At 64.9% G+C, this 16,424-nt stretch carries 16 protein-coding genes and 1 tRNA gene; 6 read left to right on the top strand and 11 right to left on the bottom strand.

Annotation, left to right across the window (positions count from 1 at the left end; translation table 11 throughout):
• Nucleotides 1–64: 64 nt before the first annotated feature.
• The 8 genes from ACSQ9A_RS21925 to ACSQ9A_RS21890 all read right to left on the bottom strand — a co-directional run bounded on the left by ACSQ9A_RS21925 (nt 65) and on the right by ACSQ9A_RS21890 (nt 8,332).
• On the bottom strand, nt 65–1,075 hold the full coding sequence (locus tag ACSQ9A_RS21925) for a hypothetical protein (protein ID WP_436305160.1): 1,011 nt from the start codon (nt 1,073–1,075) through the stop codon (nt 65–67).
• A gap of 1 nt (nt 1,076) precedes the next feature.
• Entirely contained in the window at nt 1,077–2,567 is a 1,491-nt protein-coding gene (locus tag ACSQ9A_RS21920) for an MBOAT family O-acyltransferase (RefSeq protein WP_436305159.1), read from the bottom strand.
• Nucleotides 2,568–2,650: 83 nt separating this feature from the next.
• Nucleotides 2,651–3,250, bottom strand: coding sequence for a dephospho-CoA kinase (coaE, locus tag ACSQ9A_RS21915; RefSeq protein ID WP_436305158.1), 600 nt, complete (start codon nt 3,248–3,250; stop codon nt 2,651–2,653).
• 20 nt (nt 3,251–3,270) lie between these two features.
• Nucleotides 3,271–4,113, bottom strand: a complete 843-nt coding sequence (locus ACSQ9A_RS21910) for a prepilin peptidase (RefSeq protein ID WP_436305157.1) — start codon at nt 4,111–4,113, stop codon at nt 3,271–3,273.
• Complete coding sequence (locus ACSQ9A_RS21905) at nt 4,113–5,339, bottom strand: type II secretion system F family protein (RefSeq protein ID WP_436305156.1); 1,227 nt, start codon at nt 5,337–5,339, stop codon at nt 4,113–4,115. The genes ACSQ9A_RS21910 and ACSQ9A_RS21905 overlap by 1 nt, the downstream gene beginning before the upstream one ends.
• 20 nt (nt 5,340–5,359) lie before the next feature.
• Nucleotides 5,360–7,096, bottom strand: a complete 1,737-nt coding sequence (pilB, locus tag ACSQ9A_RS21900; RefSeq protein WP_436305154.1) for a type IV-A pilus assembly ATPase PilB — start codon at nt 7,094–7,096, stop codon at nt 5,360–5,362.
• Between the two features lie 118 nt (nt 7,097–7,214).
• Nucleotides 7,215–7,291, bottom strand: a tRNA-Pro gene (locus tag ACSQ9A_RS21895).
• Nucleotides 7,292–7,339: 48 nt separating this feature from the next.
• Complete coding sequence (locus ACSQ9A_RS21890) at nt 7,340–8,332, bottom strand: polyprenyl synthetase family protein (RefSeq protein ID WP_093105740.1); 993 nt, start codon at nt 8,330–8,332, stop codon at nt 7,340–7,342.
• 186 nt (nt 8,333–8,518) lie between these two features.
• Here ACSQ9A_RS21890 and rplU point away from each other — a divergent pair, with 186 nt between their 5' ends.
• From rplU to proB, 4 genes are all read left to right on the top strand, one after another.
• A complete protein-coding gene (rplU, locus tag ACSQ9A_RS21885) occupies nt 8,519–8,830 on the top strand; it encodes a 50S ribosomal protein L21 (RefSeq protein ID WP_093105742.1) in 312 nt (103 codons plus the stop codon).
• A gap of 12 nt (nt 8,831–8,842) precedes the next feature.
• Nucleotides 8,843–9,100, top strand: coding sequence for a 50S ribosomal protein L27 (gene rpmA / locus ACSQ9A_RS21880; protein WP_436305153.1), 258 nt, complete (start codon nt 8,843–8,845; stop codon nt 9,098–9,100).
• A 68-nt stretch (nt 9,101–9,168) separates the two neighbouring features.
• A complete protein-coding gene (gene cgtA / locus ACSQ9A_RS21875) occupies nt 9,169–10,221 on the top strand; it encodes an Obg family GTPase CgtA (protein WP_093105747.1) in 1,053 nt (350 codons plus the stop codon).
• A gap of 1 nt (nt 10,222) precedes the next feature.
• Nucleotides 10,223–11,374, top strand: a complete 1,152-nt coding sequence (gene proB, locus ACSQ9A_RS21870; RefSeq protein WP_436305151.1) for a glutamate 5-kinase — start codon at nt 10,223–10,225, stop codon at nt 11,372–11,374.
• Between the two features lie 4 nt (nt 11,375–11,378).
• Here proB and ACSQ9A_RS21865 read toward each other — a convergent pair whose 3' ends face one another.
• Both ACSQ9A_RS21865 and ACSQ9A_RS21860 read right to left on the bottom strand, forming a co-directional pair.
• Complete coding sequence (locus tag ACSQ9A_RS21865) at nt 11,379–11,828, bottom strand: CNP1-like family protein (protein WP_280142629.1); 450 nt, start codon at nt 11,826–11,828, stop codon at nt 11,379–11,381.
• A gap of 91 nt (nt 11,829–11,919) precedes the next feature.
• Nucleotides 11,920–12,570 (bottom strand): RNA pyrophosphohydrolase, encoded by a 651-nt coding sequence (locus ACSQ9A_RS21860; RefSeq protein WP_436293400.1) that lies wholly within the window; start codon nt 12,568–12,570, stop codon nt 11,920–11,922.
• A 126-nt stretch (nt 12,571–12,696) separates the two neighbouring features.
• Here ACSQ9A_RS21860 and ACSQ9A_RS21855 point away from each other — a divergent pair, with 126 nt between their 5' ends.
• Complete coding sequence (locus ACSQ9A_RS21855; RefSeq protein WP_093105757.1) at nt 12,697–14,442, top strand: proline--tRNA ligase; 1,746 nt, start codon at nt 12,697–12,699, stop codon at nt 14,440–14,442.
• Nucleotides 14,439–15,083 carry a lytic transglycosylase domain-containing protein gene (locus ACSQ9A_RS21850; protein WP_436305150.1) on the top strand — a complete coding sequence of 215 codons (645 nt, stop codon included), beginning with the start codon at nt 14,439–14,441 and terminating at the stop codon, nt 15,081–15,083. The genes ACSQ9A_RS21855 and ACSQ9A_RS21850 overlap by 4 nt, the downstream gene beginning before the upstream one ends.
• Here ACSQ9A_RS21850 and ACSQ9A_RS21845 read toward each other — a convergent pair.
• Nucleotides 15,075–16,385, bottom strand: coding sequence for a hemolysin family protein (locus ACSQ9A_RS21845; protein ID WP_436293331.1), 1,311 nt, complete (start codon nt 16,383–16,385; stop codon nt 15,075–15,077). The genes ACSQ9A_RS21850 and ACSQ9A_RS21845 overlap by 9 nt on opposite strands.
• Nucleotides 16,386–16,424: the final 39 nt, after the last annotated feature.

Raw genomic sequence — 16,424 nt, 5'->3', positions numbered from 1 at the left:
AGTCGCACGATGATAGCCGGAAGACTCGCTGCCGCGCCGCAGCGGATGGGAACTGGCATCCGTCCTACGGCGCGTTGTGTCGACCGGGAGAGAGGAACTCGCGCACCTGCGTCAGCATCAGGTCGCCGACCCACAGCTGACCGTGCATCGACAGGTGCGTGTCGTTGGGGAAATACAGATCGCGCACGGTCGTGCGGGCCTCCCTCGCCGCGGTGAACAAGTCGGGGCCGAGTTTGGTCTTGTTGAGCGCGGCCACGAAACTGGCCGAGTGCTTCGGTTCCACGTAGGTCGTCGTCTTGTCGGGCAACACCATCCATAGGATCGGCAACGACGGGTGCGCCTGGTTGATCGCTTCCATCTGCCTGAGCGTCCGCTCGGACAATTCGGCCGCCTTGGTGTCATCGGGAAAAAACAGCGCCTTGTCGCAGAGCCTGTGGCTGAAATAGGCGCAGCCGTCGGGCACGGTGCGCACCCGCGCGCGCTCGCCGAACTGGACGTCGGGCGATGCGATCGCACGCTGCGTGTTGCGATAGGTGTTCAGGCCGGCGGTCAGCTTGGCGTTGGTGTTGAGTTCGAAGCCCGGAACCTGGGCGAGGGGCGGCACGAAGGGCTCCTTCTTGACCGACAGGGGCTTCTTCGACATCGCGCTGCAGGCCTCGCTGTCGTCGAGGCGCTCGGCAAGCAGGCGCTCGATGCTCTCGATCACGATCAGCTTGCCGCGGAAGCCGGTGCCCTCGACCCATTGGCTGAAATTCTTGCAGATGAAGGGAAGTTGTCCCCAGTAGATCGTCGTGACGCGGTAGCCGGCCTTCACCAGCACGCTCTGCCATGTGAGGGTCATCGAGAAGCTGTCGCCGATGACGAGGATGTCGGCCTGGTCCATCGGGACGCCGCGCATGGACTCGAGCGGAAGAGGAGGAGGCGGTTTGCGCCACCCGAATTCGTGATCGGATACCCGCCCGATGCGCGACAGGTCGCCGTAGGGAACCGGTGTGAACAGGGTGACCAGCAGCAGGGCCACGATCACCGCAAAGCCCGCGAAAAAGATCCGCAGCCAGAGTTTCGCTGGGGTCATGTCAGAACTGGAAATAAAGGAAGGGACTGTAGACGCCCAGTTGGGACACGCACATGCCGAACAGCACGACCACGAAAGCGGCGATCAGTGCCGTGACCGCCCGCATCGAGCGCGGACGCCCCGCCAGCGCGATCGGACCAGGCACCCAGCGCTCCAACGCGATCGTGGGAGGCAATGCCAGGCAGATGAACAGGCCGAGCAGCAAGGTCTGGAAGAACTCGGGCTTGCGATACGGGACCGCGAATTCGCCGAATGCGCTCGGCGGCGTTCCGTGCATGCCGAGCATGCCCTTGTAGATTTCGAGCGCCGTGGCGACGCTCTCGGCGCGGAACACGACCCAGGCGATCATCACGCACAGGAAGGTCAGCAACCAGCCGGCCGCGCGCCTCAAGCGGCTCGGTGTGGCATTGCGCAGCACCTTGGCGTTCCACAGGTGGTTGATCATCAGGAATGCGCCGTGCAACGCACCCCAGATCACGAAGGTCCACGCCGCGCCATGCCAGAGGCCGCCGAGCAGCATGGTGAGAAACAGATTGAGGTAGCGGCGCGCCTCACCCTTGCGGTTGCCGCCCAGCGGCACGTACAGGTAGTCGCGCAGGAAGGTCGACAGCGAAATGTGCCAGCGCCGCCAGAACTCGATGATGTTGGTCGACTTGTAGGGCGATCGGAAATTGAGCGGCAACTGCACGCCCAGGCACAAGGACAGCCCCACCGCCATGTCCGAATAGCCCGAGAAGTCGAAGTAGATCTGCAGCGTGTAGGCCAGCACACCGAACCATGCCGTGTAAAGCGAGGGCGCGATGCCGTTGTGCACGCCGTTGAACATCAGGTCGGCGTACTGTCCCATCTTGTCGCCGATCAGCAGCTTCTTCGCGAGACCGAAGCTAAAGATCGCAATGCCGAGCGCGAGCTTGTTCGCATCGATCCGGTAGATGGCTGGGTTGGCGAACTGCGGCATCATCTGCGCGTGATGCAGCACCGGACCCGCGATCAGATGCGGGAAGTAGGTGACGAACAGCACATAGTGAATGAAGCTGCGCTCGTGAACCTTGCCCTGCCAGCAGTCGACCAGGAAGGCAATTTGCGTGAAGGTATAGAACGAAATCCCGATCGGCAGTGCGATATGGAGCAGCGGAATCGGCGCCAGTCCTGCGGCAGCCAGCCCCTCGTTCACGTTCGAGACGAAGAAGTTGGCGTACTTGAAGACCGCCAGCACCCCGAGGTTGACGACGAGCGCAGCGATCAGCATGCGCTTGCGCTGACGGTCGTCGCGTCCCGGGTTCGGCGTGAGGCGCAGTCCGAACCAGTAGTTGACGCAGATCGAGCCCACCAGCAGCGGCAAGGCCATGACGCTCCACCAGCCATAGAAGAACAGCGATGCGAGCGCAAGAAAGCCGGCGGCCGCACGCGCGTTGCGCTTTGCGATCAGGAAGAACCCGACAAGAACTATCGGGAAATAGAGAAAGATGAATGCGTACGAATTGAAAAGCATCTTGGGGAGGGCTGCGTCGCATGGCCCATTCGAGCGCGCCGCCTTGTTGTTGTTTCGCGCGTGTGGCGGCAGTCAGCCCGGGATTATCGCGTGCCTGCGCCGGTCCACCGTTCCCACAGATTTCGGACGTCGGCGGAGAGTTCCGCCAGCGACATTTTCTCGTTGAAGATCACCGCATCGGCTGCGGCGCGGCGCTGCGCGCGGTCGGCCTGCTGAGCAATTACGGCGCGAACGGCTTCGGGCGTCCAGCCCGAACGCGCCACCACGCGCTGCACCTGGGTTTCTTCGGTCGCGTCGACGACCAGCACGCGATCGACCAGGGCGCGCCAACGCTTCGATTCGACCAACAGCGGCACATCGAAGACGATTAGCTGCCCGGCCGCGGCCGACGCCTGGCGTTCGCACTCCGCGCTGATCAAGGGATGCAGGATTGCCTCGAGCCGTTTCCTGGCGCCGGTGTCGGCAAACACCAGGTCCCGCATGCGCGCCCGGTCCAGACCGCCATCCGCAGCGATGACTGCGGGGCCGAATTCGGCTTCGATTGCGGGCATGGCGGCCCCATGAGGCTGGGCGATCGCACGTGCAATGGCGTCGGTGTCGATCAGCGTGGCGCCGGCGCTGACCAGTATGGACGCGACAGTGCTCTTGCCGCTGCCGATGCCGCCGGTCAGTCCGATGCGCATGGCACGCGCGCCTTTGCTTGTCAGAGGCCGGCCACGCGAAGGATCGCGTCCGGGCCGAAGAGCATGGCCGTGAAGCCCGCACCCGCGAGGAAAGGGCCGAAGGGCACGTAGCCGCCTTCGCGCAATCCGCTGTTGAGCTTGAGTGCAATGCCGACGATCACACCGATCACCGATGCCATCAGGATGATGGGCACCAGTGCTTGCCATCCGAACCATGCGCCGAAGGCGGCGAACAGCTTGAAGTCGCCGTAACCCATGCCTTCCTTGCCGGTGCTCAGCTTGAACAGCCAATAGACCGCCCACAGCGAGACATAGCCCGCCACGGTGCCCCAGACGGCGTTGGTCAGGCTCACGCCCGTGAAACCCGCGAGGGCAGCGAGCAGGCCGGCCCAAAGCAAGGGCAGCGTGATGTCGTCGGGCAAGAGGGTGGTGTCCCAGTCGATCAGCGCGAGCGCGATCAGCGCGGCCGCGAAGCCGCACCAGGCCAGGCCGCCGAACTGGCCCGGCATGCGCCATACGCACCAGGCGAACAGGGCGCCGGTCGCCAGCTCGACCAGCGGATAGCGCAGGCTGATCGGCGTCTTGCACGCCGAGCACTTGCCGCGAAGAAACAGGTAGCTCAAGACGGGCACGTTCTCGTACCAGCGGATCGCGTGGCCGCACTGCTGGCAGCGCGAATGCGGCACCATCAGATTGAAGGCCTCGGCAGCAGCGGGTTCCGCGCCGTTGAGGCTCGCGCATTCGGCGGCCCATTGGCGCTCCAGCATTTTCGGCAGGCGATAGATCACGACGTTGAGGAAGCTGCCGATCAACAACCCCAGCACGCCGGCCAATGCGGCGTCCACCCCCTGCGAAACCAGCATCAGACGACCTGGCCGAGCTTGAAGATGGGCAGATACATCGAGACCACGATGCCGCCGATGATCACGCCGAGGAACACGATGATGATGGGCTCCATCAGGCTCGAGAGGCCGGCCACCATGTCGTCGACTTCCGACTCGTAGAAATCGGCGGCCTTGCCCAGCATGTGGTCGATCGACCCGGACTCCTCGCCGATCGCGGTCATCTGCAGGACCATGGAGGGGAACAGGTTGGCGTTGGTCATGGCCGACGTCAGGCTGGTGCCGGTCGAGACCTCCTGCTGGATCTTGGCCGTGGCGTCGGCGTACACCGAATTGCCGGATGCGCCGCCGACCGAGTCGAGCGCCTCGACCAGCGGCACGCCGGCGGCAAACATGGTGGCCAAGGTGCGGGTCCAGCGCGCGACGCAGGACTTGTCGATCAGCGTGCCGAAGATCGGCAGGCGCAGCAGCAGCCGGTCCATGACCCGCTGAACGCGCTCGTTGCGCTTCCAGGCCTGCATGAAGAAGTAGAGGCCGCCGCCGATCACGCCGAAGATCAGCCACCAGTACGCGACGAAGAATTCGCTGATGGCCATGACGATCAGCGTCGGGGCCGGCAGGTCGGCGCCGAAGGAGGTGAACACCTGCTTGAAGGCCGGAATCACGAAGATCATGATGATCGCCACCACGACGAACGCGACGACGACCACGGAGGTCGGGTACATCAGCGCCGACTTGATCTTCGACTTGATCGCCTCGGTCTTTTCCATGTAGGTGGCCAGGCGATCGAGCAGTTCTTCCAGGATACCTGCGGCTTCGCCGGCTTCGACCAGGTTGCAGTAGAGGTTGTCGAAGTACTTGGGAAACTTGCGGAAAGCGGCGGACAGCGAGGTACCCGTTTCCACGTCGCTGCGAACGTCGTTGAGCAGCTTGGCCACGCTCGGATTCGCGTTGCCGCGGCCCACGATGTCGAAGGCCTGCAACAGCGGAACGCCGGCCTTCATCATCGTCGCCAGCTGGCGCGTGAAGATGGCGATGTCCTTTGGCTTGATGGCCTTGCCGGAGCGCATGCGCCGCTTCTTGATCTTCGTGGCGAGCACGCCCTGGCGCCGCAGCGCCGCCTGGACCTGGTTTTCGCCGGCAGCGCGGACCTCGCCGCGTACCGCCTTGCCGTTGCGATCCTTGCCTTCCCACTCGAAAACGAATTCCTTGAGGGTTCGGGTTGATGCTGCTGCTGCCGTTGCCATTCGAGCTCCGCTTCTCAATGCTATTCGTTGGTGACCGCGAGCACTTCTTCAAGTGAGGTCAGGCCCTGCATGACCTTCTTCAGTCCCGATTGACGTAGCGAGCGCACGCCTTCGGCTTCGGACTGCTTCGCGATATCGAGGGCGCTGCCATCGCGCAGAATGATCTTCTGGATCTCTTCGGAGATCGGCATCACCTGGTAGATGCCAACGCGCCCCTTGTATCCGCCGTTGCAGGCCGAGCAGCCGACCGGGCGATAGGGCTTCCAGGTACCGTCCACATCGCTTTCCTTGAAGCCGGCATCGAGCAGCGCCTCCTTCGGCACATCCATGGCCGGCACCTTGCAAACCGTGCAGAGGCGGCGCGCAAGCCGCTGCGCGGTGATCAGGATGACGCTCGACGCGATGTTGAACGGCGCGATGCCCATGTTGCGCATGCGCGTGAGTGTCGTGGGGGCGTCGTTGGTGTGCAGGGTCGACAAGACCAGGTGGCCCGTCTGCGCAGCCTTGATCGAGATGTCGGCGGTTTCGAGGTCGCGGATTTCGCCGACCATGATGATGTCCGGATCCTGGCGCAGGAAGGCGCGCAGCGCGGTCGCGAAGGTCAGCCCCGCCTTTTCGTTGACGTTGACCTGGTTCACGCCGGGCAGGTTGATTTCCGACGGGTCTTCCGCCGTGGCGATGTTGACGCCGGCCTTGTTGAGCAGGTTCAGGCAGGTGTAGAGCGACACCGTCTTGCCGGAGCCGGTCGGGCCCGTGACCAGCACCATGCCGTAGGGACGCCCGATGGCAGTGAGCAATCGTTCCTTTTCATCCGCGTCGTAACCCAGTGCGTCGATGCCCAGGCGTGCACTGCTCGGATCGAGAATACGGATCACGATCTTTTCGCCGAACAGGGTGGGCAAGGTGCTCACGCGGAAATCGATCACGCGGTCGGGACCGATCTTGAGCTTCATGCGGCCGTCCTGCGGCACCCGCTTTTCGGAGATGTCCAGCCGCGAAATCACCTTGATGCGCGACGCCAGCTTGTCCTTGATGACCGTGGGCGGGCTTGCGATTTCGCGCAGTTCGCCGTCGACGCGGAAGCGCACGCGGTATTGATGCTCGTAGGGTTCGAAGTGGATGTCCGACGCGCGCATGCTGAATGCGTCGAGCAGCATCTTGTGCAGAAAGCGAACGACCGGCGCGTCTTCGACCTCGGCCACCGCCGGGTCGTTGTTGTCGCTCGAGGTATCCGCCGAAATTTCGTCGAATTCGAACTCGGCACCGACGATGCTGTCGATGGTTTCGGACGCGCTCACTGCGGCCGCCTCGATCATGCGCGAGAGCTTGTCGTACTCGGCGATGACCCAGTCCACGCCCATCTGGGACGCGAACTTGATCTTTTCGGCTGCCTGCTGATCCGAAGGATCGGCTGTTGCAACAATGAGACGATTGTTGCGCTTGCTCAGGACGACGACCCGATAGGCCTGGCACAGCTTGGGGTCGAGCAGGTCCTTGGGAAGGCGCTGCGGGTCGATCGCATCGAGGTCGAGCAGCGGCGCACCGAAGGCGCTCGACAGGGTGTGCGCGAGGTCGGCGGCCGAGACGGCGCCCGTGCCGGTCAGCTCCGCGATGAAGCTGGTCCGCCCGCTGAGCGACTTCTGATAGATGTCTTCGGCTGCTTTTGCCGGAAGCTTGCCGGCCGAAATCAAGGCCCGCGCGAGTCCCGGCAGGGCGATCGACGAGCTTTCTTTGACGAGGGGTTCAGCAGCGGCCATTCAACGAATGTAACAAGACGTGAAAAATTGCTTCACGATCATCGCTGATCCCCCAAGGGCTGTAAATCGCTTCGCAGCAACAGACCGCGGAGCATTTTGCATTTACAGCCGAAAAGGCTGGTCGGGGTGAGAGGATTCGAACCTCCGGCCTCTACGTCCCGAACGTAGCGCTCTACCAGGCTAAGCTACACCCCGATGGTTGCAAGAAAAAGATTCGTCCCGGGTGCCCCTGTCGTGAGGTGTCTAGGCGCGTCGCTCAAGCAACTGAGCCGCCAATTGTAGCAAACCGGCAGAGTGCGAATTCGCGGGAAAGCCGGCAAGCGCATCCATCGCGCGTTGCGCTTCGGCCGCTGCTGCTGCCCGCGTAGCGTCCAACGCACCCGTCTCTCGCACGATGGCGACGATCTGCGGCAGTTGCGCCGTATCGCCCGCCTCGATGGCGGCGCGAATGAGTTCGCGCTGTGCCGGGGTGCCGCGCTGCATGGCCAGAATCAGCGGCAGCGTCGTCTTGCCTTCGCGCAAGTCGTCGCCGACGTTCTTGCCGGTCTCGTTCGCATCGCCTGCATAGTCGAGCACGTCGTCGATCACCTGGAAGGCGGTGCCCAGCGCCTGTCCATAGGCGGCACATGCTGCTTCCACCTCCGGCGTCGCGCCCGCCAATACCGCGGCGAGCCGGGTGCTGGCTTCGAACAGCTTGGCCGTCTTCGAGCGGATCACCCGAAGGTAAGCCTCCTCATCGAGCGAGGCGTCGTGCATGTTCATGAGCTGCAGTACCTCCCCCTCGGCGATCACGTTGGTCGCCTCGGCCAGGATTTCCATGACCCGGACGTTGTTGGCATCCAACATCATCTGGAATGCGCGAGAGTAGAGGAAGTCGCCGACCAGCACGCTGGCCGGATTGCCGAAGGACTCGTTGGCCGTCGGGCGGCCGCGCCGGAGCGTGGATTCGTCGACGACGTCGTCGTGCAGCAAGGTCGCAGTGTGGATGAATTCCACCACGGCGGCCAGGTTGAAGCGCTGTTCTCCGCGATAGCCCAAAGCGCCGGCCATGAGCAGCAGCAGCGCGGGGCGCAGCCTCTTGCCGCCGGCCGAGATGATGTACTTGGAGACTTGGCGCACCAGCGGGACGCCGGTATCGAGGCGGCGGGCGATCACGAGGTCGACCCCTGCCATGTCCTCTGCAATCAGGCTGAGTACGGCGGCAGCGGGGGAGGTGTCGGCGGGGGGAACTGACAAGGCAGGGGCGCTTTGTGCGCTGCGTGAGGGACGACGATGGCGCAGGGCCGGAAGGCGCAGATTATAGGGAGCCGGGTGCCCAGACAATGCGGCGCGGCGTCGCTCTATGCCGGCAGGTGGCCTCCGTGCTAGAATCTTGGGCTCTGCGGAATTCGCCGTAGAACCATCTTATTCCAAGAGGTCCACATGTACGCGGTCATAAAAACCGGTGGCAAGCAGTATCGCGTTGCTTCCGGCGAGAAAATTAAAGTAGAACAGATTGCTGCGGACGTAGGCCAGGAAATCGTGATCGACCAAGTGCTCGCAGTCGGCGACGGCAGCGCAATCAAGGTCGGTACGCCCCTGGTGTCCGGCGCATCTGTGACAGCCACTGTGCTGTCGCACGGCAAGCACGACAAGGTTCGCATCTTCAAGATGCGCCGTCGCAAGCACTATCAGAAACGTCAAGGCCATCGCCAGCAGTTCACAGAGCTGCAAATCGGTGCGATCGCCGGCTAAGGAGCGAACACCATGGCACAGAAAAAAGGCGGCGGCTCAACGCGAAACGGGCGCGATTCCAAGCCCAAGATGCTCGGCGTGAAGGCTTTCGGCGGCGAACTGATCAGCGCCGGTTCGATCATCGTGCGCCAGCGCGGCACCCAGTTCCACCCCGGCGTCAACGTCGGCGTGGGCAAGGACCACACGCTGTTCGCCCTGGTCGACGGCCAAGTGTCCTTCGGCACCAAGGGCGCGCTCAACAAGCACACGGTCAACGTGACCCCGGCGTAAGCCAGTCACTTCGATCTGCTCGAAGCCCCGCTTTGCCGGGGCTTCTTCATTTGTAAACTGGACATCTCATGAAGTTCGTGGACGAAGCCTTCATCGACATCGCCGCCGGCGATGGCGGCAACGGCTGCGTGTCGTTCCGGCATGAGAAGTACAAGGAGTTCGGCGGCCCGAACGGCGGCGACGGCGGGCGCGGCGGCCATGTGTTCGCCGTGGCCGATCCGAGCCTGAACACCCTGGTGGATTTCCGCTTTTCGCGCCGCCACGATGCCAAGCGCGGGCAGCACGGCATGGGCTCGGACATGTTCGGTGCCGCCGGCGACGACATCACGCTCAAGATGCCGGTCGGCACCATCATCACCGACGCCGAAACTGGCGAGGTGCTGTACGAACTGCTGACGCCGGGCGAGGTGATCACTATCGCCAAGGGCGGCGACGGCGGTTTCGGCAACATGCGCTTCAAGAGCGCCATCAACCGCGCACCGCGCCAGAAGACACCCGGCTGGCCCGGCGAGAAGAAGAGCCTCAAGCTCGAACTGAAGGTGCTGGCCGACGTGGGGCTGCTGGGCATGCCGAACGCCGGCAAGTCCACCCTCATCAGTGCGATTTCCAATGCGCGCCCGCGCATCGCCGACTACCCCTTCACCACGCTGCATCCGAACCTCGGCGTGGTGCGCGTCGGTCCGGAGCAGAGTTTCGTCGTCGCCGATCTCCCGGGCCTGATTGAGGGTGCCTCCGAAGGCGCCGGCCTCGGCCATCTGTTCCTGCGCCACCTGCAGCGCACCCGGCTGCTGCTGCACGTGGTCGACATCGCGCCCTTCGACGACGCCGATCCGGTCGCGCAGGCCAAGGCGATCGTCGGTGAGCTCAAGAAATACGATGCAGCCTTGTACGAAAAGCCGCGTTGGCTGGTGCTGAACAAGCTCGACATGGTGCAGGACGACGAGCGCGCCGCGCGTGTGAAGGACTTCGTCAAGCGGCTGCGCTTCAAGGGTCCGGTATTCGAGATCTCCGCGCTCACGCGCGAAGGCTGCGAGCCCTTGGTGCAGGCGATCTACCAGCACGTCAAGGCGCAACAGGTCGCCGAGCAACCGCCGACCGAGATCGATCCGCGTTTTGCCTGACATGACTTCAAGCTCGACCACCGGTTCCACCGCCCTGCGCGACGCGCGCCGCATCGTCGTCAAGGTGGGCTCCAGCCTCGTCACCAACGAGGGCCGGGGCCTGGATGAAAACGCCATCGGTGAATGGTGCCGGCAGCTCGCGACGCTGGTGCGCGACGGCCGCGAGGTCGTGATGGTGTCCAGCGGTGCCATCGCCGAAGGCATGAAGCGGCTCGGCTGGCGCACGCGCCCGCACGAGATCCACGAACTGCAGGCCGCCGCGGCGGTCGGGCAGATGGGCTTGGCGCAGATCTACGAGACCAAGCTGCGCGAGAACGGCATGGGCAGTGCTCAGGTGCTGCTGACACACGCCGACCTGGCCGACCGCGAGCGCTACCTGAATGCGCGCTCGACGCTGGTGACCCTGCTCGCGCTCGGCGTGGTGCCGGTCATCAACGAGAACGACACGGTGGTCAACGACGAGATCAAGTTCGGCGACAACGATACGCTGGGCGCGCTGGTCGCCAACCTGGTGGAAGCCGACGCGCTGGTGATCCTGACCGACCAGAAGGGCCTCTACACCGCCGATCCGCGCAAGAATCCCGACGCGCGCTTCGTGCACGAGGCGGCCGCGGGCGATCCCGCGCTCGAAGCCATGGCCGGCGGCGCCGGCAGCAGCATCGGCCGCGGCGGCATGATCACGAAGATCCTGGCGGCCAAGCGCGCCGCAGGTTCCGGTGCCTCGACAGTGATCGCTTGGGGCCGCGAGCACGACGCATTGCTGCGCCTTGCGCACGGCGAAGCGATCGGCACGCTGCTGCTGGCGCAGACCGCCAAGCACCAGGCGCGCAAGCGCTGGATGGCCGATCACCTGCAGTTGCGCGGCGCGGTCACGGTGGACGCCGGTGCCGCCGCCAAGGTGCGGGGCGAGGGCAAGAGCCTGCTGCCGATCGGCATGACCAGCGTCGAGGGCGAGTTCTCGCGCGGCGACGTCATCGCCGTGCGGGACGCGCAGGGCATCGAACTGGCGCGCGGGCTGGCCAACTACTCGAGCGCCGAAGCCAGGCTGCTGTGCCGCAAGCCCTCAATCGAGTTCGAGCGGCTGCTGGGCTACGTGGCGGAGCCGGAGATGGTGCACCGCGATAACATGGTGCTGATGCCCGACAGCCGCTGAGGCCTCAGGGGAGCTCGCGCAGCGGGTTCTTGATCTGCTGAACCATCTCCCTCACAGAGGCACGCGGCGCGTGGCCGCGGCACAGGGCCTGCGCAGACAGCTCCTTGGCATAACGCGAGTTGCGATCGTCGATGCGCTTCCATTCCGGTTTGGGCACGTGGTGCCAGGCGCCCTGGTTGTAGCGGGCGTACTGCTTCACCTCCTCGGACGCACAGCGCACGCCTTCGTAGAAGGCATTGGTGGCCCCCCCAGCCTTGTTGCTGGCCACGACCACGTAGCGCACCATGCCGTCGCCGCCCAGGGTGATGGTGGCCGGATCGACGCCGTACTTGAGGCTCAGGTAGGGCGGCATCTCGATCGGGAGCAGCCGCTTCTCGTCGAAAGCGGGGGGTGGCGGCACTTCGCCTTCCTTCCACTCGTCAGCCTGAGCCGTCACCTTTGGCGGCGGCGGCATGCCGGCTTGTGCCCAGTCCGGATTGTCGGTGTCTCTCGGACCCGAGCCGCATGCGGTGAGCACGCATGCGAAGGTGAAGGCAAGAACGTGCCTAGCGCGGCACATGAAGAGGATCGGTTGGGTCGGGCGCTTGATGAGGGGCATTGGGATTCGGGTCGAAACTCGCCCCGGGGGGCAGTTCGAAGTTGGGTTCATGGCCTGCAGCGGGCGGGTGGCGCTCGAATTCGCGAGCGCGCACATTGCTGCGCAGGAAGCGGTTGCGGAAATCCTGCCGAGGCAGGTAGCGTGCGAGTTCGGTCAGCGCCATTTCATAGACGCCGCGCTTGAATTCGACCACCACGTCCAGCGGGACCCAGTAGTCGTGCCAGCGCCAGGCGTCGAACTCCGGATGGTCGGTGGCGCGAAGATTGAGATCCCAGTCGTGGCCGATCAGCTGCAGCAGGTACCAGATCTGCTTCTGGCCCTTGTAGTGGCCCCGTGCGTCACGGCGGATGAACCGATCCGGCACCTCGTAGCGCAACCAGTCGCGGGTACGGGCCACGATGCGCACATGCTCCGGCTGGAGACCCACCTCTTCGTGCAGTTCCCGGAACATGGCCTGTTCGGGACTCTCGCCGCGATCGATGCCGCCTTGCGGGAACTGCCAGGAATGGGTGCGGATGCGTTTGCCCCAGAAAACCTGGTTTCTCTGGTTGAGCAAGATGATGCCGACGTTGGGCCTGAAGCCGTCCCGGTCGAGCATAATCAAACCCCAATTTTTTGAACTGAGTCGATTATGCATGCCGGGTTGCACTCGGCAAGCGACCGGTTCCGGGCCCTCTCGTGGCTCGCCCCTTGCCCCTGTACCTGGAACCCTCTCTCGCGACCGATGAAAGCTTCCCGATTCTTTATCTCCACCCTCAAGGAAGCGCCGGCCGATGCCGAGGTCGCGAGCCACCGGCTCATGATGCGCGCCGGCATGATCAAGAAGCTCGGCACGGGCATCTACACCTACATGCCGATGGGCCTGCGCGTGATCCGCAAGGTCGAGGCGATCGTGCGCGAGGAGATGAACCGCGCCGGTGCCGTCGAGCTCGCAATGCCGGTGGTGCAGCCGGCAGAACTCTGGGAGGAGAGCGGCCGCTTCCAGGGCTACGGGCCCGAGCTGCTGCGTATCAAGGACCGCCATGAGCGCGGCTTCGTCGTGCAGCCGACCAGCGAAGAGGTCGTGACCGACATCGCGCGGCAGGAAATCCGCAGCTACAAGCAGCTGCCGAAGAACCTCTACCAGATCCAGACCAAGTTCCGCGACGAGCGCCGGCCGCGCTTCGGCCTGATGCGCGGGCGCGAGTTCGTCATGAAGGACGCCTACAGCTTCGACCGCGACCTCGAAGGCGCGAAGGCCAGCTACCAGGTGATGGCGGACGCCTACCGCAAGATCTTCGACCGCTTCGGCCTGCGCTACCGTGCCGTTGCGGCCGACAGCGGCGCGATCGGCGGCGACGTGAGCCAGGAGTTCCAGGTCATCGCGGCGACCGGGGAAGATGCGATCGTCTATTGCCCCGACAGCGACTACGCGGCCAACATGGAGAAGGCCGAGGCGCTCGCGCCCGCCGTGCCGCGCGGTCCGGCGACCGAGCCGCTCGCCAAGACGCCCACGCCGGGCAAGAGCACCTGCGAGGATGTGGCGCTGCTGCTGGGCGTACCGCTTTCGACCACGGTGAAGTCGCTGGTGCTCGCGACCGACATCGTCGATGCTGCCGGCAATCCCAAGGGTTCCCAGGTCTGGCTGCTGCTGGTGCGCGGCGATCACGACATGAACGAGATCAAGGTGAGCAAGGTGCCGGGGCTGGACAACGGCTTCCGCTTCGCGACGAATGCCGAGATCGAGGATCACTTCGGCTGCAAGCCCGGCTACCTCGGGCCGCTCGCGCTGAAGCAGCCGGTGAAGATCGTCGCCGACCGCGAAGTGGCGGTGATGGCCGACTGGATCACCGGCGCCAACGAAGTCGACTTTCACATGACCGGCGTCAATTGGGGCCGCGACCTGCCCGAGCCCGACGCGGTGGCCGACATCCGCAACGTGGTCGCCGGCGACGCCTCGCCCGACGGCAAGGGCGTGCTGGCGATCGAGCGCGGCATCGAGGTCGGCCACGTGTTCGTGCTCGGCACCAAGTACAGCAAGCCGATGAACGCCACCTTCCTCGACGAGGCCGGCAAGCCGCAGTTCCTCGAGATGGGCTGCTACGGCATCGGCATCACGCGGCTGCCCGCGGCGGCCATCGAGCAGAACAACGACGAGCGCGGGATCATCTGGCCCGATGCCATCGCCCCTTTCACCGTGGTGGTCTGCCCGATCGGCATGGACCGCAGCGCCGAGGTCAAGACGGCTGCCGAAGCGCTCTACGAGGAACTGCTCGCGGCCGGCGTCGACGTATTGCTCGACGACCGCGGCGAGCGCCCCGGCGCGATGTTTGCCGACTGGGAGCTGATCGGCGTGCCGCACCGCGTCGTCATTTCCGACCGCGGCCTGAAGGAAGGCCAGCTCGAATACCAGCATCGCCGCGACACGGCCGCGACCAAGGTGCCGGCGGCCGGCATCGCGGAGTTCATCAAAGGCAAGCTCGCGATATGAGCTTGTCGCGCCGCGCGTACCTGTGCGGCGCCGCCGCCGGAACCCTGTCGCTGGTGCTGCCGCAGCCGGCGCTGGCGGGCGCGCAGATCGAAGAGCCCTTGATCGATTCGGTGCGCACCGCGCTGAGCTCGGCCATTCACAACAAGGCGCCGCCGATCCCCGAGTTCAGCAACACCGAGGCGCGACTCGCCTACCTGCGCTGGCTCGGCGCCATGAGCGAACGCCTCAAGAAGAAGCTGGTCGACTGGCCGACGCGCAAGGAATTCCTCCAGACGGTCTGGTACGAATCGCGCCGCGCCGGCCTCGACGTCAGCCTGGTGCTGGGCCTGGTCCAGGTCGAGAGCAATTTTCGCAAGTACGCGGTTTCGAGCGCCGGTGCGCGCGGCTACATGCAGGTGATGCCCTTCTGGACGCGCGTGATCGGCGACAGCGACCCGGCCAAGCTGTTCCACATGCAGACCAACCTGCGCTTCGGATGCGTGATCCTGCGCCACTACCTCGACCGCGAGGCCGGCGACCTGTTCATGACGCTGGGCCGCTACAACGGCAGCCGGGGCAGGGCGCCGTACCCGAATGCGGTGTTCGCCAACCAGCGGCTCTGGGCCTTCGACGACCGGCGTTCGGACTCGGCTTCAGCCTGAGGCCGCCGCGCCTGCGCCGGCGCGGGTGACCATCACCTGGTCGATGCGGTGGCTGTCGACGTCCATCACCTCGAAGGTGTAACCGCTCCAGCTCACGCTGTCGGTACGCTTGGGCACGCGGCGCAGCATCACCATCAGGAAGCCGGCCAGCGTTTCGTACTCGTCGGCGTGCGGCAGCGCATCGATATCGAGCGCGCGCTGCACGTCCTGGATCGGCGTCACGCCGTCGATCAGCCAGGAGTTCTCGTCGCGCCTGACGATCTGCTGCTCTTCGTCCTGCGGCCCGACCAGGTCGCCCATCACCGTGCTCATCACATCGTTGAGCGTGATCACGCCGACCACCAGGCTGTATTCGTTGACGATGATCGCGAAGTCCTCGTGCGCCTGCTGGAACTGCTCGAGCACCTCGGTGAGCGAGAGCCGGTCGGGGATGACCAGCGCCTTGTGCAGCGGCAGCCCCTGGTCGAAGGAGAGCGGCTGGCCACTCAGTACGCGCTGAAACATGTCTTTCGCATCGACGTAGCCCAGCACGTGGTCGATGTCGCCCTCGCACACCGGATAGGCCGAAAAGGGCTCCGCCACGATGCGTGCGCGCAGCACCGCCTCGGAATCGTCTTTCAGGAACCAGGCGATGCGGTCGCGCGAGGTCATCACGCTGCTGACCAGCCGCGTGTCGAGCTCGAACACGTTGGCGATCACCTGCTGCTCGCGCACCGCGAGCACGCCGGCGCGCGCACCGGCCTCGGTCATGGCGAGGATGTCGGCCGAGGTGATCTTGTCGTCGCGCTGCATCGGCATGCGCAGCAGCTTGAAGAGCAGGTCGGTGCAGTGCGTGAACAGCCAGACCAGCGGCTTGAAGGTGGTGATGAGCACCTGCATCGGCCCGACCATGCGCACCGCGAGCCGCTCCGGATCGTTCATGCCCAGCCGCTTGGGAAACAGGTCGGCGAACACCAGGAATACCGCGATGATCGTGATGAAGGAGGCCAGGAAGGCCATGGTCTGCGCGGCCTCGGATCCGAGCCACAGCTCGAACAGCCGTGCGTAGTAGGGACTCAGCGAACCTTCGCCGACCACGCCGCCGAGGATCGCGACCGCATTGAGTCCGATCTGCACCACCGTGAAGTAGGGGCCGGGCTGCTCCTGCATGCGCATCACGCGGTCGGCACGTGCGTCGCCCTCGTCGGCCATCTGGCGCAGGCGCAGGCGGCGCGAGGCGGCCAGCGCGATCTCGGCCAGGGAAAAGAAAGCGCTCGTCGCAATCAGGGCGACGATGACAAGCAGGCTTTGGGTCAGGGTCACAGAATCATGGATCGGTCGACGAGGACCGCCATGGTGCCA

This window comes from Variovorax sp. LjRoot290 (assembly GCF_964253985.1).
GTDB lineage: Bacteria > Pseudomonadota > Gammaproteobacteria > Burkholderiales > Burkholderiaceae_C > Variovorax.
Note: the sequence above shows the minus strand (reverse complement) of the source record. Positions and strands in the feature narration are given on the sequence as shown.